This window comes from Kitasatospora albolonga, from assembly GCA_002082585.1.
In the GTDB taxonomy this organism is placed as follows: domain Bacteria; phylum Actinomycetota; class Actinomycetes; order Streptomycetales; family Streptomycetaceae; genus Streptomyces; species Streptomyces stephensoniae.
The window spans coordinates 3,752,940-3,778,915 of record CP020563.1 but is presented as its reverse complement, the minus strand read 5'-3'; the positions used below and the strand labels follow the sequence as shown (position 1 = coordinate 3,778,915).

Annotated in this window: 19 protein-coding genes; 11 read left to right on the top strand and 8 right to left on the bottom strand. The window is 72.1% G+C overall.

What is annotated here, in order from left to right; translation table 11 throughout:
* Nucleotides 1-10 precede the first annotated feature (10 nt).
* The 3 genes from B7C62_16345 to B7C62_16335 all read right to left on the bottom strand — a co-directional run bounded on the left by B7C62_16345 (nt 11) and on the right by B7C62_16335 (nt 8,573).
* Nucleotides 11-5,137: a DNA repair ATPase gene (locus tag B7C62_16345; GenBank protein ID ARF73656.1), complete on the bottom strand. Its 5,127-nt coding sequence runs from the start codon at nt 5,135-5,137 to the stop codon at nt 11-13.
* Nucleotides 5,138-5,394: 257 nt separating this feature from the next.
* A complete protein-coding gene (locus tag B7C62_16340) occupies nt 5,395-7,518 on the bottom strand; it encodes a hypothetical protein (protein ID ARF73655.1) in 2,124 nt (707 codons plus the stop codon).
* Nucleotides 7,519-7,889: 371 nt separating this feature from the next.
* Nucleotides 7,890-8,573 carry a hypothetical protein gene (locus B7C62_16335; protein ARF77201.1) on the bottom strand — a complete coding sequence of 228 codons (684 nt, stop codon included), beginning with the start codon at nt 8,571-8,573 and terminating at the stop codon, nt 7,890-7,892.
* A gap of 512 nt (nt 8,574-9,085) precedes the next feature.
* On the opposite strand from B7C62_16335, the gene B7C62_16330 reads away from it, so the two are divergent.
* A complete protein-coding gene (locus B7C62_16330) occupies nt 9,086-10,159 on the top strand; it encodes a regulator (GenBank protein ID ARF73654.1) in 1,074 nt (357 codons plus the stop codon).
* 28 nt (nt 10,160-10,187) lie between these two features.
* On the opposite strand, the gene B7C62_16325 is transcribed toward B7C62_16330, so the two are convergent.
* On the bottom strand, nt 10,188-10,643 hold the full coding sequence (locus B7C62_16325) for a Tellurite resistance TerB (GenBank protein ID ARF73653.1): 456 nt from the start codon (nt 10,641-10,643) through the stop codon (nt 10,188-10,190).
* A gap of 464 nt (nt 10,644-11,107) precedes the next feature.
* On the opposite strand from B7C62_16325, the gene B7C62_16320 reads away from it, so the two are divergent.
* Both B7C62_16320 and B7C62_16315 read left to right on the top strand, forming a co-directional pair.
* Nucleotides 11,108-11,338 (top strand): hypothetical protein, encoded by a 231-nt coding sequence (locus B7C62_16320; GenBank protein ARF73652.1) that lies wholly within the window; start codon nt 11,108-11,110, stop codon nt 11,336-11,338.
* Nucleotides 11,339-11,510: 172 nt separating this feature from the next.
* Complete coding sequence (locus B7C62_16315; protein ID ARF73651.1) at nt 11,511-11,918, top strand: hypothetical protein; 408 nt, start codon at nt 11,511-11,513, stop codon at nt 11,916-11,918.
* Nucleotides 11,919-12,367: 449 nt separating this feature from the next.
* Here B7C62_16315 and B7C62_16310 read toward each other — a convergent pair whose 3' ends face one another.
* Complete coding sequence (locus B7C62_16310) at nt 12,368-12,802, bottom strand: hypothetical protein (GenBank protein ID ARF73650.1); 435 nt, start codon at nt 12,800-12,802, stop codon at nt 12,368-12,370.
* Nucleotides 12,803-13,084: 282 nt separating this feature from the next.
* Between B7C62_16310 and B7C62_16305 the strand changes: the two genes are divergently transcribed.
* Nucleotides 13,085-14,200 (top strand): hypothetical protein, encoded by a 1,116-nt coding sequence (locus tag B7C62_16305; GenBank protein ID ARF73649.1) that lies wholly within the window; start codon nt 13,085-13,087, stop codon nt 14,198-14,200.
* Here B7C62_16305 and B7C62_16300 read toward each other — a convergent pair.
* The 3 genes from B7C62_16300 to B7C62_16290 form a co-directional block, all read right to left on the bottom strand.
* Nucleotides 14,187-14,747, bottom strand: coding sequence for a damage-inducible protein DinB (locus tag B7C62_16300; protein ID ARF73648.1), 561 nt, complete (start codon nt 14,745-14,747; stop codon nt 14,187-14,189). The genes B7C62_16305 and B7C62_16300 overlap by 14 nt on opposite strands.
* A gap of 141 nt (nt 14,748-14,888) precedes the next feature.
* A complete protein-coding gene (locus B7C62_16295; GenBank protein ID ARF73647.1) occupies nt 14,889-16,361 on the bottom strand; it encodes a flotillin in 1,473 nt (490 codons plus the stop codon).
* A 180-nt stretch (nt 16,362-16,541) separates the two neighbouring features.
* Nucleotides 16,542-17,039 (bottom strand): hypothetical protein, encoded by a 498-nt coding sequence (locus B7C62_16290; GenBank protein ARF73646.1) that lies wholly within the window; start codon nt 17,037-17,039, stop codon nt 16,542-16,544.
* 590 nt (nt 17,040-17,629) lie between these two features.
* On the opposite strand from B7C62_16290, the gene B7C62_16285 reads away from it, so the two are divergent.
* The 7 genes from B7C62_16285 to B7C62_16255 all read left to right on the top strand — a co-directional run bounded on the left by B7C62_16285 (nt 17,630) and on the right by B7C62_16255 (nt 25,930).
* The gene (locus B7C62_16285; protein ID ARF73645.1) at nt 17,630-18,037 is read left to right on the top strand and encodes a hypothetical protein; all 408 of its coding nucleotides are present in this window, start codon (nt 17,630-17,632) and stop codon (nt 18,035-18,037) included.
* Between the two features lie 274 nt (nt 18,038-18,311).
* A complete protein-coding gene (locus tag B7C62_16280; GenBank protein ID ARF73644.1) occupies nt 18,312-19,244 on the top strand; it encodes a hypothetical protein in 933 nt (310 codons plus the stop codon).
* Nucleotides 19,245-19,282: 38 nt separating this feature from the next.
* On the top strand, nt 19,283-21,040 hold the full coding sequence (locus B7C62_16275) for a hypothetical protein (protein ARF73643.1): 1,758 nt from the start codon (nt 19,283-19,285) through the stop codon (nt 21,038-21,040).
* Nucleotides 21,037-21,837, top strand: a complete 801-nt coding sequence (locus B7C62_16270) for a macrolide ABC transporter ATP-binding protein (GenBank protein ARF73642.1) — start codon at nt 21,037-21,039, stop codon at nt 21,835-21,837. The genes B7C62_16275 and B7C62_16270 overlap by 4 nt, the downstream gene beginning before the upstream one ends.
* Nucleotides 21,834-23,117: an ABC transporter gene (locus tag B7C62_16265; GenBank protein ID ARF73641.1), complete on the top strand. Its 1,284-nt coding sequence runs from the start codon at nt 21,834-21,836 to the stop codon at nt 23,115-23,117. The genes B7C62_16270 and B7C62_16265 overlap by 4 nt, the downstream gene beginning before the upstream one ends.
* A 202-nt stretch (nt 23,118-23,319) precedes the next feature.
* Nucleotides 23,320-24,078: an alpha/beta hydrolase gene (locus tag B7C62_16260; GenBank protein ID ARF77200.1), complete on the top strand. Its 759-nt coding sequence runs from the start codon at nt 23,320-23,322 to the stop codon at nt 24,076-24,078.
* An 85-nt stretch (nt 24,079-24,163) separates the two neighbouring features.
* On the top strand, nt 24,164-25,930 hold the full coding sequence (locus tag B7C62_16255) for a diguanylate cyclase (protein ID ARF73640.1): 1,767 nt from the start codon (nt 24,164-24,166) through the stop codon (nt 25,928-25,930).
* Nucleotides 25,931-25,976: the final 46 nt, after the last annotated feature.

Here is a 25,976-nt window from a genome sequence, read left to right as displayed (position 1 = left end):
GTCTGCCCGGTCAGTGTGGAGTGTTTGTGATCTTCGCACGGTGGTTCGGGTGGACCGGCCGGTTCTGTTCGCCGACCGGCTGGTCGACCGTGGGAGCGGGCGGCCGGTTCACCGCGCTCGGCGGCCCCGCCAGCAGGTGGCGCGGGTCGGCCGCCCGCTGGATCGCCGTCTCCACCGCCGCGATCCGGTCCGCGAGCAGCCCGAGGGCCGCCACCGCCCGGGTCATCGGGTCGCCGTCCGGTCCGCCGAGCGCCTGCGTACGGACGTACGAGGAGGTGATCGCCGCCCACCGCCCGGCCTGCTCCGGGGTGAGCGTCCCGCGCAGGGCGGCCAGCTTCAGCAGGTTGGCCTCGGCGCCCGTGGTGAGCGTCTGGGCCTCGCCCGCGTAGTGGTCGTCGACGACGGCGGAGAGCTCGGCGTCGTTCATGACGGGCACGATCCGCTCCGCGATCTTGTTCATGTTGCGGTACGACCCCTGGAGCCGGAACGGCGGCTCGGTGCGCGTCGCGTCCGTCTGCGCGGCCGAGGCGATGTACGCCGCGTTGACCGCGAGGACGGTCTCCCGGGCGGTGAGCAGATGCCGCAGCACGGCCAGTACGGCGTCCAACTCCACCGCCGAGTACGGGTGTTCCAGGTGCTCGGCGCGGGCCGAGGGATCGCCGCCGCCCGCCAGCCGCACCAGCAGCGCCAGGTCGTCGCGCGAACGGGCGGCGAGCGGAGCCAGCACCGGGTTGGCGGTCAGCGCGTTCTCCACGAAGCTCAGCGCGAAGACGTCCTCGCGCCCGCTGAGCACCTCGCCCAGATTCCACACGTCGGCCCGGTTGGCGAGCATGTCCGGGATGCGGAACTGCTCGCCGGACTCGGTGTAGGGGTTGCCCGCCATGCAGACCGCGAACCGCTTGCCCCGCAGGTCGTAGCTGCGCGGCTCACCGTCCCGGACGCCCTCGATGCGGCGCGTGGCATCGCACAACGGGATGAACTTCTGGAGCAGTTCGGGCGAGGTGTGCTGGATGTCGTCCAGGTAGAGCAGCGTGTTGTTGCCCGCCTCCAGCGCGAAGTTGATCTTCTCGATCTCCTGCCGGGCGGTGGCGCTCGGGGCCCGGTCCGGGTCGAGGGAGGTGACGTCGTGGCCCAGGTTCGGCCCGCTGATCTTGACGAGGACCATCCCGAGCCGGTCCGCGACGTACTCCATCAGCGTCGTCTTACCGTAGCCGGGCGGCGAGACGAGCAGGAGCAGACCCTGCGAGTCGGTGCGCCGGTCGGCGTCGGCGGTGCCGAGCTGCTTGGCGAGGCTGTCGCCGATCAGCGGCAGGTACACCTCGTCCAGCAGCCGGTTGCGGACGAACGCCGACATCACGCGCGGCCGGTGGTCGTCCAGCCGCAGCCGCCCGCGCTCGGCGGCCACCAGGGAGGTCCGCAGCCGCTGGTAGGCCCGGAAGGCGGGCACGGCGTGCGTGCGGAACTCCCCCGTACGGGCCAGGAGTTCATCGATGCGTACGGTGAGGGCCCCGCCGCTCCCGATGCGCGGGTGGTCGCCGAGGAGGCCCTCCACCCGCTCCGTGAGCGGCGCGTCGCACCCGTACCGCTCCAGCTCCGGGCAGAGCTCCACCGCCACGGCCTCCGCCAGGTCGCCGGGGCCGGTGCCGGTGGCCTCCGCGTACGGGGTCAGCCAGCCCTCCACGAGCTGCTTCCGGGCGGCCAGGTCGTCCCCGAGGGCGGCGAGGTCGTCCGCGTACGCGTCCGGCCCGGCGGCCCGGTGGAAGGCGTCCAGGAAGGAGCGGATCGCGGCGCCCACGACGAACCCGGCGGGCCCGCCGGTCACCTCCTCGAAAAGGTAGGCGGCGACGGCCTCGGCCCGTACGCCGGAGCCACCGAACCCGGCGATCTCCGCGGCCCACTCCTCCTGGAGCACCGCGATGGCCGGGGCCAGCCCGAACGTGTCGCGGGCGCGGGCCAGCGAGACCGCCCGCCGGGTCCAGGAGGCACGTTGCGCCTCCTCGGTGCCGTACACCCAGAACAGCTGCGCGGCGGCCCGGACGGCGGGCTCGTGGCGCAGCAGCCCCGCGCCCGCGTGCAGCCGCAGCAGGGCACGCAGGACGGCGGTGGCGTCCTCGTCGTGGACGCCCCGCGTGTACCCCTCGTCGTACGCCTCCGCCGCTGACTCCCGTACCAGCAGAGCCAGTTCGTCATCGGCCAGCGCGGCGAGGCGCTCGGCCCCCTGCTCCGCCAGGAGGCGGGCCGCCAGGAACTCGCCCCGGTAGACGGCCGCCGACTCCGAGGGCAGAGGCTGCTCCCAGTACGGGCGGGTCGCCTCGAACGCCGGGTCGGTGACCGGCGCCCGGTAGTCGGTCCCGGTCAGCGCGAAGGCGAGCCGGTCCCCGGAGGGCACGAGCGTGAGGTCGAACGGCTGGGTGTTGACGGCGAACCGGTGGCGCCCCAGCTTGATGACGGACCCGCCGTCCGCGTACAGCTCGGTGCGGTCCCGCAGCGCCCGCCCGGCCTCCTGCCGGGCGGCCTTCAGCCGTCCGTCCAGCTCCTCGGCCCGTACGGGATCGCCGAGTTCGCGCAGTTCGTCGGCGGTCCGCCGGACCTTGGCGACCATCGGATCGGAGGCGAAGTACGTGTGGACGGCGTCCAGATCGTCCAGCGCGGCCACCCGCCGGCCGATGGTCTCCAGCACCCGCTGCGCCGACCCGGCGAGCCGCTCGGCCCGCCGCGCCCGCTCGTCCTGGAGCGTCTGCTTGCGCGCCGAGAACGCCTCGTACACCTCGCTCCGGCGCTCGGCCAGCTCGGCGAGGAAGTCGTCGAACTCCGCGAACCGCGACTCCAGGTTCTCCAACTGGAGCAGCAGCCGCGCCAGTTGGTCGTCGCAGTGCTCCGGTGAGTCGGCCGCCGCCAGCGCCCCCGTCACCGCCTGCCCGAGCAGCGCGAACTCGGCGGCGAACTCGGCCCGCCCCTCCTTCGACAGCAGCTCCCGCCGTCGCGCGTCCAGCGTGGCGCGGGCCCGGTTGGCGCCGCCCAGCACCTCGGCGATCCGCTCCAGGATCGACGTCCGCACGGTCGCGTCACCGATCTCCAGACCGGCCACCACATCCGTGACGGTCGCCAGCCCGTCCGTCATCGTGGTGAGCCGGTCGGACACGGCGGCGGCGTCCCGTACGGTCGCCAGCGCGCCCGCGTCCTCGACCAGCCCGGCGATCTCCTCGTGGTATCCGTCGAAGGCGTCCTCGCGGGCGAGGAACGACACGGCCCGCTGGGCGGCGGAGGCGATGTCGTCCTCGGTCCGGGCCGACAGCTCGGCGATCCGCTCCCCGTCGGCGTACCGCATCTCGCCGATCGTCGCCAAGTGCCCGTGCGCCTGCCGCAGTTCGGTCAGCCGCTCCACCCACGCGGCGGCCGACCCCGGCACCTCCCCGCGCACCCGGCGCACGAGCGCGGTGATGCGGGCGGTGGTCTCCTCCAGCGCGTCGGCGGCCCGCTGCGTCAGTTCCTGTACGGCGGTGAACTCGGCCAGCACCTGCTGGGCGGTGGTTCGCAGCTCGCCCAACGGCTCTGCCAGCAAGCCGAGTTCGGGGTCGGAGAGCCAGTGGTAGCGGTCCTGGGCGCGGGCGCAGTCGGCGGCGAGCTGCCCGTACACGGCGGTCGTCGGCGTCATGTCCCGCACCCCGTGCGCGAGCGCGAGGCAGTCCGAGATCCCGCGCACGAGATCGGCGTTGCCGGTCCGGGCGAGCGGACCGGTCCCGGCCGGGCGGGCGGCGGCGTAGGTGTCGGAGACGTACGGCGTCTGCCAGCGCTGCAACGGGTGCACCCGCGCCGGAACGTCCGGGCCGTCCGGGTTGTCGCGGAGCAGGATCAGCGTTCCGTCGTCCAGCAGGGCGTGCCCACGTCCGTTGAGCGGGGTGGCGACCTCCTGGCGGATCAGGTTGTAGGGGAGGAGGAGGCTGCGGACGCCGTCGCGGGAGCGGAAGACGTACAGCACGTCCTCGCCGTTGGGCGAGCGCACCGCGCCCTCGAAGACCGGCTCGGTCAGCTCCTCCGCCGTATCGAAGGTCTTGGCGGTGCCGGTGGTGAGATAGTAGCCGCCGGGGAAGATGATCCCCTGGTCCTCGGGGAGGCGGCGGCAGGCGGGCCCGATGGAGTCGAGCCGTTGGACGGTCGAGAGCAGCGAGTTGAAGACGAGGTACCGCCAGCTCTCCTCCTTGTACGGCCGCACGCGCAGCAGCGTCAGCGGCCCGACCTCCGCGTACTCCACGTCCGCGTCCGCCAGCGACTGCAACGGCTCGTCGACCGGCTCCTCGTAGATCCCGTCCGGCGACTCGGTGTCATCGGTGACCTTCACGGTCAGCGTCCCGCCGACCGTGTCGACGAAGAGCCCGCCGCCCTTGCCGATGGCGATGTGCGGGTGGCGCCCGGGCACGTGGGCGTCACGCCCGGCCACGGTCCAGTCAAAGTCGTGGGAGGGCGGGAAGACATGGTCCCGCTCGCCCTGCGCGTCGAGGAAGGCCCCGGGCGACCCGTCCGGCCCCAGCGCCCAGCGCAGCACCCGGATGTCCTCGGCGTCCTTGCCGGTCCGGAAGACGGCGAGCAGCTTGCCGTTGACGCGGCGCAGACGCAGGAGGCGGGCATCGCGGAAGTAGCGGTGGAGGGAGGCGAACTCGCGCCGGAAGCCGTCGTCGTCGAGGAGGGAGGTCTCGGGCTCGGCGTCGTTGCCCTGAGGCTCTGTGCCGTCGGCCTGCTGCGTGGTGCCGTCGTCCTGCTGCCCGGCGCCGTCGTTCCCCGGCCCCGAGCTCCGTACGCCGTTCTCGGGCCCCGCATTCCGTACGAGGAGTACGTCCCCGACCCCGGCCTCGTCCCGGGCCCCCGGCCCCCGCTCGAAGCCGAAGAGCAGCCGCCCGCCCACGGCAATGAGGTCGCGGGGCACGGAGGCGCGCTCGGTGCGCACCTGCTCGGTGGCCAGGAGCCGCAGCCCGGTCGAGCCGAACTCCTCGGTCCGCCGTGCGTTGAGCGCCTCGGCCCGCCGCACGAGCTCCCCGGCCTGGGCGGAGAGCCGCCGCCGCAGCACCTCATAGGCACCGGCATCCACATCGCCCTCCCCGCCCTGCGGCGCGGTGGTGGTGGCGGTGATGTCGCTGTCCATGCGTACGGCTCTCCCTACGTGTTCGTCTCGTCAGGCCGACCGGGGTGCCCACCCCCGTGGGACACCCCGGCCGACCCGTTCCGGTACCGGTCCAGCCCGGTCCGGCCTTCCCGGCCCGTCCGGCGTGGGGGACGGAACCCCGGGCCGGGTGATCCCGGCCGGGTGAGGCGCCCACCCCCGTGGGGCACTCCACCCGGCCTGTCGGTCCCCGGCCGGGGCTCCGCCCTCCGACGCCGGACGGACCGGCGGCGGAGGCCCTACCCCACGGCCCCGGCCCCGTTGCGGGCCGCCACATCCCCTGCGGGAGCGACCGGCGTACCCACCACCGAGGACACCGGCAGATCCGCCAGGCCCAGCTTCCGCGCGGCGGCGAGCAGCTGCTCGACCTGCCCCGAGGCCGCACCGGAGGACCCCATCAGCCGCATCAGCAGCGCCGACACCGTCAGATTCTGCACATCCCCCGTGGAGACCGACCCCAGCACCCGGCTCAGGTCGTCCGTGAACGACGACGAGCCGTCCAGCCACGGTCCTGCCAGCGTCTGCGCGGTCTTCGAGTTGCCGACGAACCCGTCGACGGCCTTGCCGAGCGAGACCGACGAGACGAGCCGGTCGAAGAAGACCGAGTCGCCGCCGACGATGTCGATGTCGGCGTTCTCCAGACCCGTCGCGAGCACCGTCGCCTGCGCCTCGGCGACCTGCCGCTGCACCTCGAGACCGGCCAGCCGGACCTCCTTCTCGGCGTCGAGCCGCAGACGGTACTCCTCGTGCCCGCGCGAAGCCTCGTCCAGCGCCGCCATCGCGGCCGCCTTCTCCGTGAGGCCCGCGGCCTCGGCCTTCAGCTTCTCGCCGATGACCGCCGCGTCGGCCGTCGCCTGGGCCTGCGTACCCTCCGCGACGGCGAGCGCCTTGAGCCGTGCGCCCTCGGCCTCCGCCTTGAGCCGCGCCGTCGTGGCCTCGGCCTCCGCGAGACCGGCCTTCTCCGTGACGTCCGCCTCGGCCTCACGGACCTGCACGGCGGCGAGCCCCGGTGCGGCCGTCTCGGCCTGCACACCCTCCGCGAGCCGCAGCTTGGCCTGCGCGTCGAGGTCGGCGGTCTTGAGCCGGGCCTCGGCGAGCGTGAGCTGCTCGGCCGCCAGGTGCGCGGAGGCGGCCTCTGCAGCCTCGGCCGCCTTGATGTCCTTGACCAGCTTCTCCTGCGCCTCCGCCTCGGCGGCGATGATGACCGACTTACGGGCCCGCTCGGCGTCCTCGACAGCGCGCAGGGTCAGGATCGACTCCTCCTGCTCGGCGACCGTACGGTCCACCGCGATCCGCTCCCGGATGACGTCGGCGACCTCACGGCGCTCGGCCTCGACCTCCTTGGTGGCGGCGATCCGGTTGAGCTCGGTCTCGCGCTCGCGCCCGATGACCTCCAGCAGCCGGTCCTTCTCGATGCGCTCGCTCTCGACGGCGATGACGCGCTCGCGGTTCTTCTGCGCGACGGCGATCTCCCGCGCCTGGTTCTCGCGCTGGATGCCGAGCTGCTCCTCGGTCTTGATGAACGCGGTCTGCGCGCCGAGCCGCTCCTCCTCCTGCACCCGGGCGGTGGCCGCCTCCTCACGGGCGCGCATCACCTCGACCTCGCGGCGCTGCTTGATCTCCGCCTCGGCCTGCCGGCGCTCCAGCTCCAGGATGGTCTCGCGGGCGTCGACGTCCTGCCGGGTGATCTCCTTCTGCTCGGTGCGCTGGAACTCGTTGGTGCGCACGTGCTCGATCGCCGTCAGCTCGGTGATCTTCCGGATGCCCTGGGCGTCGAGGATGTTGGAGCCGTCGAGCTGCGACATCGGGGTCTGCTCGAGGAAGTCGATCGCGGCGTCGTCGAGGTGGTAGCCGTTCAGGTCGGTCCCGATGACCTGGATGATCCGGTCCCGGAACTCCTCGCGCTTGGTGTACAGGTCGACGAAGTCGAGCTGCTTGCCGACGGTCTTGAGGGCCTCGGAGAACTTCGCGGCGAAGAACTCCTGGATGGCGACCCGGTCGCTCGCCCGCTCGGTGCCGATGGCCTGGGCGACCTTGATGACGTCCTCGACGGTCTTGTTGACCCGGACGAAGAAGGTGATCTGGATGTCGGCGCGGATGTTGTCCTGGCAGATCAGCCCCTCGCGTCCGGCGCGGTGGATCTCGATCTTCTTCACCGAGATGTCCATCGTCTCGGCCTTGTGGAGCACGGGCAGGACGACGGCACCGGTGAAGGTCACGTCGACCTTCTTGGTCTTGGAGATGATCAGCGCCTTGCCCTGCTCGACCTTGCGGAACAGCCGGGTGACGACGAAGGCGATGACGATGACGATGAGCAGGACAACGGCGATGGTGACGCCGATGCCCAAGGAGATGGCATCCATAAGAGTCCTTGGCGGCTGGAGGGTACGTAAGTGAGAACAGGCGAAGAAGAAGGAAGAGGAAGGAAGGGGCGGGGGCGAAAAGGCGAACAGAAGAAGGACGCGCGTCAACGGGGGGAGAAGGTCCCGTGAAGCCCCCTCTCTTCAAGGGCCCTGCCGAGATCCCGCACCCGGCCCGGCCCGGTCCGGGGCCGGTCCGGGGCCGGACCGGCAGGTGCCACGCCCCGCGCCCGACTCGTATCCGCGTCCGTATCCGCATCCGCCCCGAGACGGTCGGCGGCCCACCGCGGCGACGAGACCGGACCACAGGGCCACAGGACTTCCGTCCCTTGTCCCCGTCCCCCGGGCCCCGGCCGGGCACACGCCCCGCCGGGTCAGCCGTCCGCGGCTTCCGGCAGCCCCGGCCGCCCGCCCGGTTTCTCCTTCGGACCCGGGTCGAGCGCCGCGTCGTACGGCGACACCCAGAAGAACTCGCCCTCTTCGTCGTACGCGTAGAGGAGTCCCGTACTGCCCGAGACGAGGATCTCCTCGGCGCGCAGTCCGGCGAGCTGCGGGGCCCGGGGGGCCTGGCGGACCTGGACGATGGCCGTCGAGCCGTCGGCCGCGGCGACTTCGGCCTGGCCGAAGACGGCGCTGACGGAGCCGGTGCGGATGGTGCACACGCGCCCGACGAAGTCCTTGCGTGACGGCGGAGGTTCCGCCGGGAAGTACCGGCGGAAGAGGTGTGCGAGAAGGCGGACGGCGCCCCAGGCGAGGAGGAGCGAGCCGACGAGTACGGCGACGGCGAGCACCGCGCGGGTGGTACCGGCGGCGTCGGCCCGGTCCAGCAGGACCGTGCCGCTCAGGCTGCCGAACCAGGCGACGACCACGAGCAGCGACACGGAGACCGTGACCGGCACCCCGCCGAAGCCGACGGCGCCGGAGTCGACGTCCGAGTCGAAGGAGTGCTGATCGGCGGCACCGGCCAGCACGAGGAGCCAGAAGCAGACGACGACCACGAGGGCCGCGCCGAAGATGACGGCGGGGAAGCCGAGTGCCGCGTCCAGGAACTCGTTCACCGGTCCCACCCCCTCTGCGGTTCTGCGCCCCGGCCCGGTGGCGGGGCGCGCTTTTTCGAACAGTACGGGGGAGTCGTGAGCGATCACCGGCCGGTACGGGCCGTTCGACCGGTACGTACGTGCGTGACGTACGCGTACGGCCGTGGTGGGGTCCGGCGGTGGTGGGGCCCGGCGCTGCGCCACCGCGAACAGTGCCGCAGCAACCGGGTTGCTCCCCTCAGGTGCCCGTCGGATCTCCGACCCGTGATCCCCGTGATCGGATCTCCGAATCCCCCGTGATCCCCCGTGTGATCCCCCGTGGATCGTCCGGAAGGGCCCCTGTTTTCCCCCGTGTCCCCCGTGCTCCCCCGTGTGTTCCCCCGTTGTGTTGCTGACCTGATCCTGTCATCCGACCCCCACCCACCGCATTGCCGGACTCCGGCAATCTTTACGCTTTCCTAATGCCGGGCACCGGCACCACCCTGTGCGCGTTGGTGGAATGACAGGACTGTTGCAAGGTTGAAGGAGTGTGCGTGGCAGAGCCGAGGATTCCCGAGGAAATACTGGGCAACTATGCCCATATTCTGGGCGAAGTCGCCACCACGGGGCGTCGTCTGACGCGTAACGAACTGGAGATGCGCCGGGCGTTGGGCCGTGAGGCGGCCGACGCGGGCCACCAGCTGCGTGCGTTGGTGACGATGCATCTGGCCCAGACGCGCGAGGCATGGCCGCGCGCGGCTGCCGGAAACAACCCTGCCACGGCGGACGCGGTGCTGGCCGCCGTGGAGCAGGCGGTCGACGCGTTCGCGGAAGGCTTCGAGCGCGCGCAGCGGCTGACGGTCCGGCGGGAGGAGGCGGCGCGCCGCGAGTTCATCGACGATCTCCTGTACGGGCGCAGCGACTTGGTGCATCTCGCGGAGCGGGCCACCCGCTTCGGCCTGCGGCTTTCGCGGGCGCACGCGGTCGCGGTGGCGGTGGGCCCGGAGGCGTACACGGAGACGGACGCGGTGCCGCGCAGTGTGGAGGCGGCGCTGCTGACCCGGTTCAGCGGGCGCAAGATCCTGCTGACGACGAAGGACGGGCGGATCGTCTGCATCGCCCCCGGCAGCCAGCCCGACGTCCTGCGCTACTTCGCCAAGCAGTCGCACGCGGCGACGGACGGCGGCCAGGTCGCGGTCGGCCGTCCGCACAAGGGTCCGGGCGGGGTGGTCCACAGTTACGACGAGGCGCTGGAAGCCCTCGATCTCGCCGACCGGATGGGGATGGAGGACCCGGTGCTGTACGCCTCGGACCTCCTGGTCTACCCGGTGCTGACCCGGGACCGGCAGGCGATGGCGGATCTGGTGCGCAGCGAGCTGGGCCCGCTGCAGAAGGCGCGGGGCGGCGCCGAACCGCTGCTGAAGACGCTCGCGGTCTACTTCGACGCGGGGTGCGTGGCGGCCGAGACGGCCCGCCGCCTGGCGCTGAGCGTACGGGCGCTGACGTACCGCCTGGAACGCATCCACCAGCTCACGGGCTCCGACCCGGCGGACCCGATGCACCGCTACAGCCTTCAGACGGCGGTGATCGGCGCCCGCCTGCTGGACTGGCCGGCCAAGGAGCTGTGAGGCGCCCGGCCGGCCCGTGACGCGTCGCTCAGAGGTCGAACTCGTGCGGGGGCAGGTCCAGGGCGAAGCACGCCTCGCGCACGACGGCCTGCTCCGTCTTGTCGAAGTCGCCGTCGGCGCCGCCGATGATGATGCCGATCTGGATGACGGCACGCGCCTCGGCGGGCTTCTTCTTCGCCTTGGCGATCTCCTGGAGCACGCTGACCTTGCCGAAGTCGAAGTCGGCGGTGAGCTTGTTCAGGTAGTCGTTGAACCGCCGCTGAAGGTCGTCGGCGGGGAAGTTCTTCAGGACGTCGTTGTTCGAGATCAGCGCGGCGACGCGCTGACGCTCGGACGCGTCGATCGAGCCGTCGGCGGCGGCGACCAGAGCACACATGGCCATGCTCGCGTCCCGGAACGCCCCCGACTTGAGGTCGTTCTTCTTCGCTTCCAGCTGCGTCTGCATAGACGAAGCGGATTCCTTGATCCGATCCCACAGGGCCATGACATCTCCATACGTTGCGGTGCAATGCCGGAACAAAAGAAAACTCTACAGACGTGTAGAAGCTAGCAGGGACGGTGGCCCCCCGCCCCGGATTCGCGGGTCCGGGCCGGAGACTGTCCGGCGTTGCTGCCAGGGGGAGTTGGCGATCGGCAGGACGCGGTGCGGGAGCCCGGCGGCCCCGGCGCCCGGCCGTCCGAGCCTCAGGAGGGCTCTGCTCGGTGGACCGTACGGACGGGGGCACGGGTACCCGCTCCGGCTGCGCCTGCCCGGCCGCCTTCCGCAGCAGCACCGTGACGGTGACGGCCAGGGTGAGCAGGACGGGTACGGCACCGGGGCGATACCGAGGCGCCGCCGAGTTCCTGGGCTGTTTCCCGGCTGATGGCGCTCCAGTGGGAGTCGCCGAGGTGCGACTCCGACGACGGGGACATCCCCGGCCGGTGGCGTGGCCTCGGTGCGGAGTCACGATGCCGTACGACAACGGCGTCCTGGGCCAGGGCGAGTCGCAGGGCGACGTCCAGTCGGCCGGGAACAAGGTCACCACTTCCGCCGCCGCCCCGGGCGACCCCGAGTACAGCCTCCGCGACGAATTCACCGGCCGCACCGCCGAGGACCTGGCCCGCCGCCTGGGCGCCACCACCCCGGGCACTCCCGAGACCTTCCAGCAGCGGGCCCTCACCGCGGAGTGCGCGGGGTGAGGTGAACGGGAGGATCGATTCGGCTTCGTTCATTCGGGGTAAATACCCTGTGTGACCGTTGGGAACGTACCGCCACGGGTTGCACAGTGCTTCTCCAAGCATCGTTCGCGAACGACGGAGAACCGCTATGAGCGCACGCCGTAAGTATGGGAAGCATCGGTTGGCCGGATCGGTGGCGGCCGTCCTCGCGCTGTCGGGTCTTGTCACCGGCCCCGCTGGCGCGGCCCCCGCCCCGGTCGCCGAAGCACCCGTCGTGGCCCTGGACACGCTGACCTTCGGGTGCGAGGGCTCGGTCCCGGGGGTGGGCGGCTGGCACCACTACCGCTCAAGCGAAAGCATCGCGGGACACCCGGGCTTCCGCCTCGGCTACAACGGAACCGTCACCAGCGAAACATCGGGAATCGCGGTCCAGGTGATGGGCTTCGAGGACGGCCGGATGGTGTGGGTGGGCGTGGGGCTTCGCGAGGCCGGCTGGGGAGCGCAGGTCCCCTGGGGCAATACGCTCGCGCAGCCCGAGATCCGGGCGCGTGCCGTCGGTCCGGGCGGCCGGGTCAGCTTCGGCCCGTGCAAACCGTGGTGAAGGCGCGAGCGGACGGGACCGGCGAAGGGGCCGGCTCCCGCTCGCTCCGTCGATGACCCTGCGCAGGTGCTCCGATGGAAGCGGCTCGGAGCCGTAGCGATCGACTTCACCCCGGCGCCCAACGAGCCGGGGTGAAGTCAGCGATGATGGTCCGGACACCTCACATTGCTCCGCCGTCACATCGGCCGGGCCGTGTTCTCGGTCGGCGGCCTCGCGGCGGGTCGCCCCGGACCCGTCGCGGAGGCGTCATGGGCGGCTCTGGCATCGATCGCCGCAGCCCGGCGCGAGTACCCCGAACTGCCGGGCCGGGTGGGTGAGCTGCTGCCGGTCGAGCCGTGCTGACGCGAGTTCAGGCGGTGCTGGGAACGTCAGGTGTCCGCCGAACGGCCTGTTCTGCCGTGGGCGGTGGTCAAGCGTGCCCCTCACCTGGTGGAACAGGTTTCGCGGGGCTATTCGTTTCGCACCAGCCCCAACGGCCAGCCGATGACGTCCTCCGCAAGGGCGTTGCGCAGTGATGTTCCCTCGAAGCGGGCGCCTGTTACGTCAGTTGGGCCCAGGCGGGGGATGCCGGTGTTGACGCTGCTCAGGCGTACGTCCGTCAGGTCGGCGTCGCGCAGGTCCGCGTCGCGGAGGTCGCAGCCGGCCAGGACCGCGCCGCGTAGGGAGGCTCCTCGCAGGTCGGCGCCGCTGAAGTCGCAGAACTTGAACCAGCAGCCTTCCAGGGTGGCGTAGCGGAGGTCCGCTCCGGCGAATGAGCAGCGCGCGAAGCGGAGTTGGTTCGTGCGGGTGGAAGCAAGGTTCTGGGCGGTGAAGTCCTCGCCGCTTACGGCCGCGTAGCGGTGGAGCTCGGAAAGGCGTTGGCGAGCGGTCAGTGGCGTGGTCATGAGGACCAGCGTCTCAGCCGGGGTAAGGGGCGCCGTCGAGATTTCGACAATTTGATTGTTCAACAGACGGAGCTTTGGGGAGCGATCGCGTGCCTCTGGAGGGGGACTTGAGGTCGTCTCGCGTCGATTTGGGCGTGAACGCCCTCCCGCCTGCTGTACGGTGATCGTGTCATCACGCTCTGTGTGTTGCGCGTTGCGTACGCATGGAGCGGCCCCCGGAGGTGTTACAGCACCCACCCGAGGGCCTTCACCCAACTAGTGGAAGCTGCGAGGTCCACCGGGATGCTTTGGCATGCTATCGCGCCCGTTCGGCGCTACACGAAGGCATCGCACGATGTCGTGCGTCATCCGCGTCTGTGCAGTGACGCGAAGATCCTGCTGTTGTACGTACAGGGGTTGCCCGACGACCGGACGTCTCTGGCTCTCTCCGGGCATGCTCTGAAGCTGGGCATCAAGGGGCGTGCGTTCCAGCGGGCCAAGGCGCAGTTGGTCGTGAACGGGTTCGTGCATGAGCGGCGGGTGTCGGGGGAGCGGGGGTTGTGGGTCACTCAACAGCTGTTCTCCAACGTTCCGTTGACCGATACCGAGGCCCGCGCGGTCTGGAGCGAGTCCGCTGTGGGGGCTGCCGCGTCTCCGGGTGTGCAGTTTCCGGCCGTCGGTGAGCCGGGGGCTCGGGTGGTCGGTGGCCAACTACCGGTAGACGAAGAACGAGAGAAGAACTTATCCCGCCCACCCTCCGAAGCCCCGGGACCGGGACCGGATGCGGATGTGGATACGGATACGGATGCGGATGTGGGGCCTCTGACGGGGTCCCTGGTGGAGCCCCTGGTGGGTCAAGAGGCCGAAGCCGAGCGGGTGTTGCTGTCCCTCCGGCACTCCCATCGCGGGTTGCATCTCGGGGTCGCCGAGGCCCGGGGGCTCGTCGCGCAGGCTGCCGAGTGGTTGCGGCGCGGGGTGTCGGGCGGTGACCTCCGGCGCGTACTGAGCAGTGGTCTGCCACCGGAAGGGGTCCGGTCGGCCGTGGGGTTCCTGCGGCACCGGCTGGCGGAGAAGATGCCCGAGGCACCCGAGAGGGAGCGGCGGGAGCCTCTCCAGAAGGTGGAGGCGGCCGTCCCGGCCCCGCCCGTTGCTCCGCCGTACGTTCCGCCCCTCGTCACCTGCCAGGGGCCCGGGACCGAGCACGTCTTCCGGGCCATGGGTGGTCAGACCATGTGCCCGGACTGCGAGCAGGCTGCCGCCTGGGCGCGGTGGGCCGAGCGGCGGGCCGTCGATCTCGGGGTCGATCTCGCCGAGGACGCGGCGAAGGCTGTGGAGGCCGGGCGGGCTCCCGACGGGTGGCGGGCGCGGCTTCTCGCCGCCGCCACCGCCACCGCCCCCGGGGTGGTCACCGGGCCGTAGGCGGTGCGGCGGCTCGCTGGAGGCGGAGTTGGCCGATTTCCGCAACGTTCTTCATGAGTTCGGCATTCACCCACGCGATCATGTGGGCGACGGTGTACTGGGCGTCGTCCTGCTGGGGGAACCGGGCCGGGGACGCCAGGTCGGTGGCGGTGAGGCCGTCCAGCGCCGTCAGCCACTCCGTACGCAGGCCGCGCAGCCACTCGACGGCCGGGGCGCCCGCGCCGGGCCAGATGACGCTGTGGCGGCCCCGGGGCGTTCTGCCGCGGGCGTGGTCCGTGGCCACACTCCACCACCAGCCCATGTGCCAGCTCAGCCAGCCGATGGTCGGTACGGGTACGGGGTCGGGCTCGGTGTCCGCCCAGTCCGGCGTCCAGGTGCCGTCGGCGGACCTGCGTACCGTCCAGCAGTTCGCCGCCGGTTCCCACAGGAAGTCGTCGGGCTCGATCCGCTCCATGTGGTACTCGAACAGCGACCAGGTCAGGTCGAACTGCCAGCGGAGGAGGTCGGCCGGTGCGGCGGGGGAGGGCGGGGGCGAGGAGGCGTTCACCGTACGAACCTCGCACAGCGACGCGGGTGATGAGAAGCGGGTTTGTGCTGCGGGCCGGGGGAGTGCCCGGACACGCCTGTGCCCGGCGACGGTACGGACGTACGTCGCCGGGCACAGGCGGTGGAGCCGGGGCGGAGGGGGTCAGTCCGTGATCTCGATCTGACCCTTGTCCTTGTCGTTGCTGTCGTTGCCGGACTTGCTGTTGTCGCTCTTCTGCGACGGCGCCGCAACCGTGGTGGCGGCGGCCGTGCGGTTCTTCAGGTTGTCCAGAAGCGCCGCCACGTCCACGCCCGTCGTCGAGCTGAGCAGCTCCACGCCCTGGGCGACGTTGTCGGTGACCGTACGGGCCAGCTGGCTCGCGCCGTCCGTCGAGATGACCGTCATCTTGTCGATGGCGCTCAGCGGCTCGGACGCCTTCGCGACGACATCCGGGAGGACCTCGACCAGCATCTGGAGGACGGCCGCGTCACCGTACTGCGCGAACGCGTCGGCCTTCTTCTGCATGGCCTCGGCCTCCGCCGCACCCTTCGCGGCGATCGACGCGGCCTCGGCCTCACCCTCGATGCGCACCGCGTCGGCCAGCGCCGAACGGTGGAGCTTCTCACCCTCACCGGTCAGGCGCGAGCGCTCCGCGTCCGCCTCGGCCTCCTTGACCAGGGCGATACGGCGGGCCTCCGCCTCCTGCTCGGCCTGGTAGCGGGCGGCGTCGGCGGGCTTACGGACCTTGGTGTCCAGCTCGCGGTCGGTCAGCGCGGCCTGGCGCTCGGCGACCTTCTCCTGCTCCTGGAGGACTTCCTGCTGGCGCGCGGCCTCGGCGAGCGGACCGGCGGCGTTGGCCTTGGCGGCGGCGGCTTCGGTCTCGGCCTTGATCTCGGCCTGCTTCAGGTAGTACGTCCGCTCGGCGATGGCGATCTCCTCGGCCGCCTTCAGCCGGGCCTGCTCCGAGGCGCGCTTGGCGATCGCCTCGGCGATGTCCGCCTCCTGCTTGGCGCGGGCGGCCTCGGGGCGGCCGAGGTCCTCCAGGTAGGAGCCCTCGGTGGTGATGTCCTGGATCTGGAAGGCGTCCAGGATCAGGCCCTGGCCGGAGAGGCTGGTCTCGGCCTCCTCCGCGACCTGCCCGGCGAACGCGGCCCGGTCGCGGATGATGTCCTCGACCGACATCCGGCCGACGATCGCGCGGAGCGCACCGGAGAGCACTTCCTGGGTGAAGCCGACGATGCCGTCCTGCTGCTGGAGGAAGCGCTGCGCGGCGGCGCGGATCGCGTCCTCACTGCCCCCGACCTTGACGATCGCGACGCCTTCGAGGTTGGACTTCACACCGCGCAGGGTGACCGCGCCCCGGACGGCGATCGGGATGTGCCGACTGGAGAGGTCCAGGGTGAACTTCTGCTGGACGAACGGCACGACGAAGACACCGCCACCGACGACGACCTTCTGGCCGCTGTTGTCGATGCTGGTGAGGCCGGTGACCGGATCGACCGACTTCTTGCCGCGGCGGCCGGTGATGATGAACGCCTCGCTGGGCCCGGCGACCTTGTACCGCGTGATGACGACCAGGCCGAGCAGGACGAGGAGTACGACGATGCCGATGACGGCGGTGACAACTGGACTCATGAGAAGTGTCCCCCCTGCCTCCCGGATGGGGGACGGCAGATTGTTTGTGGTGCGGGGTGCTGGGTGGGGTGTTGGTGGGTGGTGAGTGGTGGGGTGATGGATGGGGTGGGTGTGGGGGTGGGGCGGTGGATGGGGTGTGGGGTGTGTGGGTGTGGCGTGGCGCGCGGTCGGTTCGCGTGGTCAGCGCTCGACCGGGCGGACGGAGACCGAGGTGGTCGACAGCTCCGCCTCCACCCAGACCTCGGTGCCCCGGACGACGGGCTCCGGGGACTTGGCCGCGTATTTCACGGGGTGTCCCGCGAGCCGCAGCATCACCTCGCCGTAGCCGTCGGCCGGAATGGCCGTCACGACCGTCCCGGACGTGCCGACGAGGTCGCCGCCGCGCGGGGTGGCAGAGGTCTGGTCCCGCATCAGGGCCTTGCTGAGTTTCCAGGTCAGCCAGCCCGCGGCGACTCCGGCCGCGGTGCCGATGACGGTGGCCACGACCGGTCCGGCACTCGTGGCGCCGAGGACGATCGCCCCGCCGAAGCCGAGCATCGAGATGAAGCCGGCGATCACCGGGAGCGACAGCAGGCCGTCGAAGAACCCGTCGAGCAGCCCTTCGAGGACGCCGCCGAAGATGAGGGAAAGGGCAAGCAGGACGATCCCCGCAATGCCGAGACCGAGAAAGAAGGTCACGTGATCACTCCCCTGTTTTTCGACTTCCCCCGAATGTTTTCCGTCGAACTGGCTGGATGATCCCATACCTGCCCGCTGCCCAGCACTGCCGGGTTCCGGCAATCTTTACACGGCTTTGATGCCGGACACCCGAGCGGCAGGGGGTGGAGTGACAGGGCGCTGGTGCCCGGCAACCCAGTGTGGTCGAGCTCCCCGACACGCTCCCGCTCCGACGTCCCTCATCGTCCGGGGTTTCGCGTCGGCAACGACCGGTGGATGAGGCGATCCGTGCTTGTGTGAACACTCAGCGTTCCTGGCCGGGCGCGTTGTCCGCTTGGGTGGCATTGATTAAATTATGGGCCTTGTGCGATTTATGTGCGACTTCTTGAAATGGTCTGGTTTTTAACAGGCGAATTTCGGTCAACGTCGCGATCGGTCGGTTGATTAGTAAGTGTATGGGGGCTTTCGGGGTCTCGTTGGTCGAGACCAATCATTGGAATCATTTCTTCCGGTAGAGGGGCCTGCATAACCTGCCGACGTGGCTGCGGGGAAGGTCTTATGTCCCTTTTCTGTGGCCGTACGGTCCTTTTCGTATTTGCTGAGGGAGAACTATGTTCACCGCACGTCGCTTTGCCGCCGCAACCGCCGCCGCGGCCGTCATCGGATCGGGCATCATCTTCGCGCAGCCGGCGGCGGCTGCCGCCGCGTGCTCGTCCGGGTACACGTGTCTCCACTACGGCACGAGCTACCAGGGCGGCATCTACAAGCAGTGGGGCGAGCTCGGCGACTACGCGGGCAAGAAGTTCGTCGCCAGCACGAACGGCAGCGCCGGTGCGGGCCAGAACGTCAAGAACAACGCGGGCTCGGTCAACAGCCACGACTACAACTACCAGTTCACGGTGTACCGCGGCATCAACTTCAACTGCCAGGTGGCCTGCCAGACGATCGGCGTCGCCGGGGCCCAGAACCTCAACGCGAGCCTGAAGAACAAGAACGCGTCGGGCAAGCACCACCGCTGAGGTCCCACGCCTGCGTCCAGCCGATTCCGGTGCGGCTGAGCAGGGCGTGTGCCGGGCCCACGAGCCCGGCGCGCAGGAAGAGAGGCCGCTCGCCGGAGCGGGCTGTGCGGGGCAGGTGGGCCCGAATCGGGTGCCCCGCACGGCTCGCTCCTCCTCGTTCCCCGCTGCCTGGTTCCTTTTCGCTCTCCCTGCCTCTTCCCCTTCCTTTTCCTTTTCGCTTCCGCGTTCTCTGCCCTGCCTTTCTCCTCATTTTCTTTTCCAGGAGCCTTCCGCCATGCGCACAGCACGCCTCGCCGCTTCCGCGGCGATCTGTGTTCCTGTTCTGCTCGTCACCGGCTGCGGAGGCGGCGGGGACGGCAAGGGCGACGCGGACGCGGTCCCGGTGCCCAAGGTCGGGGCCGTACAGCAGATGCTCTCCACCGAGAAGGTCTCGCTGCCCATCGAGCCCTACCTGCTCAGCCCGGAGCAGCGGCTCCAGCTGACGAAGGCGCATGACGCCGTCCAGGTGCGGTGCATGAGCCGGTTCGGCTTCGACCACCCCCGTCCCGTACGGGAGAAGGACCCCGGCATGCCCGACCGGCTCGCCCTGTGGCGGTACGGGGCGAACGACATCGCCGACGCGGAGCTCAACGGCTACACCCGGGGCGTCAAGAGGCAGCAGGGGTCCGTCGAGAAGATGCCGCCGCCCAGCGGGGAAGCGCTGGTGGCGCTGACGGGCGCCTCGGACAACAGCAAGTTCGGTCCGGGCGGTCAGACCGTCAACGGCGAGAAGGTGCCCGACCACGGGTGCTTCGGCGAGGCGAACAAGGCGCTCACCGGATCGGCCGGCCGGGGGGTGGACGACACGGAGATCGCCGTCGACGCCAACATCGACTCGGTCTTCAAGGCCGCCGAGGCCCCTCAGGTCACTGCCGTGTTCAAGAAGTGGTCGGCCTGTATGGCGGAGGAGGGGTACACCTACGCCACCCCGCTCGAATCATTGGACGACGAGGCGTGGAGCGGCAACGTCACCGCCTCCCAGGCCGAGATCGCGGTCGCGGTGGCCGACGTCCGCTGCAAGGAGCGGCACAACGTCGTCGGGGTCTGGAACGCCGTGGACGTCGCCTACCAGAAGCAGTACATCGAGGCCAAGCCGGAAGCGTTCGCCGAGGTCAGGAACGCGATAGCGAGCTGGATGGACCGGGCCGCCGACGTCCGGACCGGCTGAGGCCCGGGCCGGGGAGGGCGGACGTGACGGAGAGGGACATGGGCGGCCGGGACGCGTACGGGCAGGACGTGTACGAGCAGGACGTGTACGAGCAGGACGTGTACGAGCAGGGCACGGGCAGCCAGGCCGGGCGCGGCCAGGACACGGATACGTACGGGCAGGCCGGGCACGGCCAGGGCACGCCCGCGCAGGTCGAGTTCGCCCAAGGCACGCCTGCCCAAGGCACGCCCGCGCAGGGCACGCCCGCTCAGGTCGAGCTCGCTCAAGGCGCGCCCGCGCAGGACGTGTCCGCGGACGCCGGGGCCTCCCGGCTCGCGGGGCGGCGGCGCTGGGTGGTGGCCATCGCCGTCGTCGCGGCGGTCCTCGCGGCCTCCGGGGTCGGCGCCTCGGCCTTCGTCAAGTCACCGGCCGAGGCCGCCGCCGCGGCCGAGGCGCCGCCCCCGGACGTGCTGACGGCTCCGGTGGAGCGGCGGGTGCTCAAGGACACCCTGATCGTGCGCGGGACGGTCAAGGCCACCCAGGTGGTCGACGTCTCGCCCGGGGAGTCCGGCGACACGGCGGGGCGGGCCGTGGTGACCCGGGTCGTCAAGAACGCCGGGGACGCCGTCGGGGCCGGGGACATCCTCCTGGAGGTCTCCGGGCGGCCCGTCTTCGCGCTGCCGGGCGCGCTTCCCGTCTACCGGGACCTGAGGCCGGGCACCCGGGGCCCGGACGTCGAGCAGCTCCAGAAGGCCCTGCGGGGCTTCGGCCACAGCACCGCCCCCGACCGGCCGGGCACCTTCGGAACCGGCACCGGGACGGCCCTCACCGCCTTCTACGGCAAGCGCGGCCACGAGCCGCGCCCGGCGCACGAGGACGGGGCGGAGGCCCTGAAGACCGCCCGGCAGGCCGTCACCGACGCCGAGCGCCAGGCCGAGGACACCGCCGCCGCCGTCACCCGGGCCACCCGGGCGACCGGGGCGGCGGACACCGGGAGTGCGGGGGACCCGAAGGGGGCCGCCGACGGCGAGAGCATCGCCGAGCTCAGGACGGCGGCCGCGCGGGCCGCCCAGGACCTGACCGCCGCCCGCGCCGACCTGGCCGACGAGCAGGGGCGCCAGGGCCCCCTGCTCCCCGCCTCCGAGGTCGTGTACGCCACCGGCTTCCCGGCCAGGGTGGAATCCCTGACCGCGGACGTGGGCTCGGCGGTCAGCGGCGGCGTCATGCGGCTGTCCAGCGGCGAACTGGTGGTGGAGGCCCATGTTCCGGAGTCCCAGGTGGGCCTGCTCAAGGTCGGCCAGGGCGCCGAGGTCCACTCGGAGCTGGACCAGCGGCCCGTACCGGCCGGGATCTCCTTCGTCGGGGACGCCCCCGCGCGGGAGCGGAAGGCCGGGGCCGATTCCGAAGGGCTGGAGACACGCGGCGGTTCGCCCGGCTACCCGGTCAGGATCACGGCGAAGCGCCCGCTCGCCGACGCGCTGTCGGGCCGGGAGGTGCGGGTGACCGTCGCCGCCGCCCGCAGCAAGGGGGAGGTGCTGGCCGTACCGGTCACCGCCCTGGTCTCGGACCCCGACGGCTCGACGGCCGTCTCCGTGCTCCGCGCCGACGGGCGGCGGGACCGGGTCGAGGTCCGTACGGGCATGGAGGCGGACGGGCTCGTCGAGGTCACCCCCGTCAACCCCGCCGACCCCGTCGACTCCGCCGGTCGTGACAGCCGTGGCGGCCGTGACGTTCGTGGCGGTCTGGACGACGGGGACCGGGTCGTCATCGGCATCCGCCCCTCGGGCGACGAGGGACCGGCAGGTGAGGCCCCGTGACGGGCGCCCCGCCGGACCCTGCCCCGGACACCACCCCGGTCATCGAGTTCCGAGGGGTCGGGCTCACCTATCCCGGGCCGCCCCCGGTGCCCGCGTTGCGGCCCTCCGACCTCCGTATCGGACGGGGCGAGTTCGTCACCGTCGTCGGGCCCTCGGGGTCGGGCAAGTCGACGTTCCTCAACATCGCCGGACTGCTGGACGCGCCCACCACCGGTACGTACCTCCTGGACGGCATCCCCACCCGTGAGCTGAGCGACAAGGCCCGCACCGGGCTGCGGGGCAACCGCGTCGGCTTCGTCTTCCAGTCCTTCCACCTGCTGCCGCACCGCACCGCCCTGGAGAACGTCGCCCTCGCCATGGTGTACACCGGCGTCCCGCCCGCCGAGCGCCTGGCCCGGGCGCGTACGGCACTGGAACGGGTCGGCCTCGCCCACCGGACCGCCTCCCCGCCCACCCGGCTCTCGGGGGGAGAGCGGCAGCGCGTGGCCATCGCCCGCGCGGTGGCGGGCGGGCCGTCCCTGCTGCTGTGCGACGAACCGACCGGGAACCTCGACTCGGAGAACGCGCGGAAGGTGATGGAGCTCCTCGCGGATCTGCACCGGGAGGGGCTGACCGTGGTCGTCATCACCCACGACCGGCAGGTGGCGCTGCGCGGCGGACGCACCGTGACGATCCGCGACGGGCGGCTGAACGAGACGCGCGAGGACGGACCCGCGTACGAAGCCGGAGCGGGAGACGGAGTCGGAGCCGTAACAGCAGCCGGAGCCGCGGCCCTGGCGGCGGGAGGGGCGGTATGAAGGTGCCCCGGCCCCGCCTCGCCCTCCCGCGCCCCCGGCGGCGTACCCGCGAAGCATCCCCCGGGCAGCAGGACACCACCCGGCTCTCCGCGCGCGATCTGGTCGCCGAGGCCACCGCCGGGATGCTGCAACGCCCCGCCCGTTCCCTGCTCACCGCCCTGGGCACCGTGCTCGGCGTCGGCGCGTTCGTCGCCGTGCTCGGGCTCACGGCCACCGCCGCCGCCCAGATCGACACCCGGTTCAACGTCCTGTCGGCGACGGAAGTGAGCATCGAGGACGTGTCGGCCGCTTCGGGCGATGTCGTCGGCGGCGCCTTCCCTCCGGACGCCGACGCGCGTCTGACCGCGCTCAACGGCGTACGGGCGGCCGGGACGCACTGGCCGGTCCGGCTGTTCGAGGACGACCGGCTCACCACCTCCCTCGCCGCGGGCGCGCGCACCGGGGCCGAGCAGCCCTCCGTGACGGCGGCGACGCCCGGCGCCCTGACCGCTGTCGGGGCCCGGCTGCGCGAGGGCAGCCTCTTCGGCGACCACCACGAGCGCAACGCCTCCGAGGTCGTCCTCATCGGGCAGGGCCTGGCCGCCCGCCTCGGCATCACCACCCTGGAGTCCCGGCCGACCGTCTTCATCGGCACCCGACCCTTCGTGGTGATGGGCGTCATCGGCGGAGTGGACCGCAAGGCGGAGTCCTTCCTGTCCGTCGTGGTGCCGCGCTCCACGGCGCTCCAGCTGTGGGGGCCGCCCGAGGAGGGGGCGGGCATGATCGTCTCCACGGAGCTGGGGGCGGCCCCGCAGATCGCCCACGAGGCGGCCCACGCCCTGCGGCCCGACCACCCGGAGTACTTCTCCGTCGTCCCGCCCCCGGACCCGAAGGCGCTGCGCGGCGGGGTCTCCACCGACCTCGGGCAGCTCTTCCTCGTCCTCGCCGCCATCTGTCTGCTGATCGGGGCGGTGGGCATCGCCAACACGACGCTGGTGGCCGTCCTCGAAAGGACCGGTGAGATCGGCCTCCGCCGGTCGCTCGGCGCCCGGGCCCGGCACATCACCGCCCAGTTCCTGGCCGAATCAGGGGTCCTGGGGGCGCTCGGCGGGCTCGTCGGCACCTCGCTGGGGGCCCTGACGGTCGTCGGTGTGGCCCTCAACCGCGAGTGGACCCCCGTTCTCCACCCCGGTGTCGTCGCGGCGGCCCCGCTGATCGGGCTGGCCACGGGGCTGCTCGCCGGTGTCTACCCCGCGTGGCGGGCCTCCCGCATCGAGCCCGCCGAAGCCCTGCGCCGCTGACGGGGGGCGGGCGGGCGGTTCGCCTCCGCGGGCCTTTTCGCTACCGTTCCGGAGAAGCGTCCGGAACCGCCGCACCCATCCGCGGGCCCTCCGGGAACGAACAAGGACAGAGAGCGGGAGCGGGTCTCCGGCACCCGTCCGCCCGCCCGTCCACAGCGGAGGTACGCATGCCCCACCGGAGGCAGACATGCCGCAGGCACCCATGACGGGGCGACCGCCGTCGGCGGCGGTGCTCGTCCTGCACGGGGGTTACGAGACCGGGGTGGAGCCCCCGCCGCCCGGCCTCCTCAACCTCCCCGGCGTACGGATGCGCCCCTTCGTCCGCGCCCTGCGCCGCGCCACCCGCGTACCCGGCGGCGGTGACGACCGTACGGAGGTACTCGTCCGGCAGGTGCGGTACGGCCACCGGGGCTGGAACGGGCACCGTGCCGACGCCCTCCGCGACGCCCTGGCCGCGCTGGACGCCCTCGGCGAGGAGGCGGCGGCGGGGGACGGCGACGGCCCTCCGGTGGTCCTCCTCGGCCACTCCATGGGCGCCCGCGCCGCCCTGCTCGCCGCCGGGCACCCCCTCGTACGGGGAGTCGTCGGCCTCGCCCCCTGGTGCCCGCCGGGCGACCCGGTGACCCAGCTCGCCGGGCGCGACATCGTCCTGGTGCACAGCAGCCGGGACCGGGTCACCAGCCCCCAGGCCACCCAGTCCCTCACCGCACGGGCCCGCCGGGCCGGCGCCCGTACCTGCATGGTCACCGTCCGGGGCGGCGACCATGCCATGATCCGCCGAGCCCCGGCCTGGCACCACCTCACGACGGCCCTGGTCACCGGGTTGCTGGGGACGGGCACCCTGCCGGGACCGGTCACCGCCGCCCTCGGCCTGCCGCCGACCGCCGAGGCCACCGACGGCACCCTCGACCTCGACCGGCTCCGCGCCGACCGGAGCGCCGGCCTCCTGTCGAGCCCCTGAGGCGGAGAGCCTCTGGAGACATGCAAGCCCCCCCCCCGCGCACCCGGCCGCGCTGCGGATGCGGTGCCGGGGACGGCCGCCCACGATGGAGATCCGGAGGCCGTCGACGGCGGAGGAGAACCCCTTGCAGGCCGAAGCGTGCGGCGACGGCATGCCGTCGTCCTTCGACCCCCCGACCGTGGCCGCCCTGCTCGACGGCAACCCCGCCGGAGTGGCCGTACTCGACGCGAACCTCCGCTACACCTACGTCAACCCGGCGCTCGAACGGCTCAACGGGCTGCCCGCCGGGTCCCACATCGGCCGGACCTTCTCCGAGGTGCTCCCCGAACTCCGCGGCCAGGCCGCCGTCCTGCGCGGGGTGCTGCGCGACGGGGAGCCCCGGGAGCAGACGATCAGCGGCCGGACCTGGGCCGCCGCCTCCGACGACCCCCGGTTCTGGCGCGCCACCTACCACCGGCTGGAGACCGGCGGGGACGTGTGCGGGCTGATGGTGATCGTCGTCGAGATCAGCGATGTGGCCCGGCAGCGGGCGGAGCTGGAGGAGGCCCGGGGCCATGTCACCCTGCTCTCCACGGCCGCCGTCCGGATCGGCACCACGCTCGACATGGACACCACCTGCCGGGAGCTCGCCGAGTTCGTCGTGCCCTCCTTCGCCGATGTGGCGGCCGTCGACGTCTTCCCGCCCGAGGTGGGCCACCCCGTACGCCGCGCCGACCCCGGTGTCCTGCGGCTGCGGCGGGCCGCGCTGCGGGGCCGGGGGCCGCTCGACGAGCAGGTGCAGCGGTTCGGGCACCCGGGGGAGTACGTCGACTTCGCGGCGGACTCCGCCGTCACCCGCTGCCTGGCCGAGAACGAGCCGGTCCTGGACGACTGGGAGGACCACCGGCGCGGCCGCTCCGCCTTCACCTCGGAGCGGATCACCGCCTCCCAGGCCCTCGGCCTGCGCGAGGCGCTCGCCGTCCCGCTGACCGCCCGGGGCCGCCCGCTCGGCGCCCTCACCCTCGTACGGGCCGAGGGCTCGTCCGCCTTCAGCGACCAGGACGTGGTCGTGGCCCGGGAGCTCGCCGGGCGGGCCGCCGTCGACCTCGACCACGCCCGCCGCTACGACCACGAGCACAGCATCGCCCGCGAGCTCCAGGGCTCCCTGCTCTCCGAACCCCGCGGCCCCCACCCGCACGTGGAGATCGCCACCCGGTACCTGCCCGCCGACCGGGGCGTCCTGGTGGGCGGCGACTGGTTCGACGTCGTACCGCTCCAGGACGGCCGCCACCTCAAGGCGATGGGCGATGTGATGGGGCACGGGGTGGAGGCGGCCGTGGCGATGAGCCACTACCGCTCGCTGCTGCGGCTGCTGGCGGGCGACGACCTGCCGCCGCACCAGATCCTGGAGCAGCTCGACGCCATGGTGGAGCGGTCGGGCCTGGACCGGGCGGCGACCTGCCTGCTGGCCGTCGTGGACCGGTTCGGCGGGGTCTGCGAGGTGGCCAGCGCGGGCCATCTGCCGCCGGTCTTCATCGACCCGGGGGCCTCGCGGGCCCATATCGTCCCGGTGGAGTCCGGGCCGCCGCTGGGCACCGGCTTCGGCGGCTACCGGACCACCTCCGTGCCGTGCGGGCCGGGGACCGTGCTGTTCATGTACACCGACGGTCTGGTGGAGCGCCGGGGCGAGGACATCGACGTCTCCGTGGCGCGGCTGGCCTCGCTGACCCTGCCGCCCGGCGGGACCCTGGAGGAGCTGCTCGACCGGGTGCTGGACCGGTTCGGCGGGGACGCGGAGGACGACATCGCGGTGCTGGCCTCCCGGATCAGGGAGGAGCCGCCGGTCCTGCGGAGGCCGGGCGGTTCGGCGTAGGCCCGGTGGTTCCGCTTGAGGTCCTCGGGCCCTCGGGCCCTGAGGT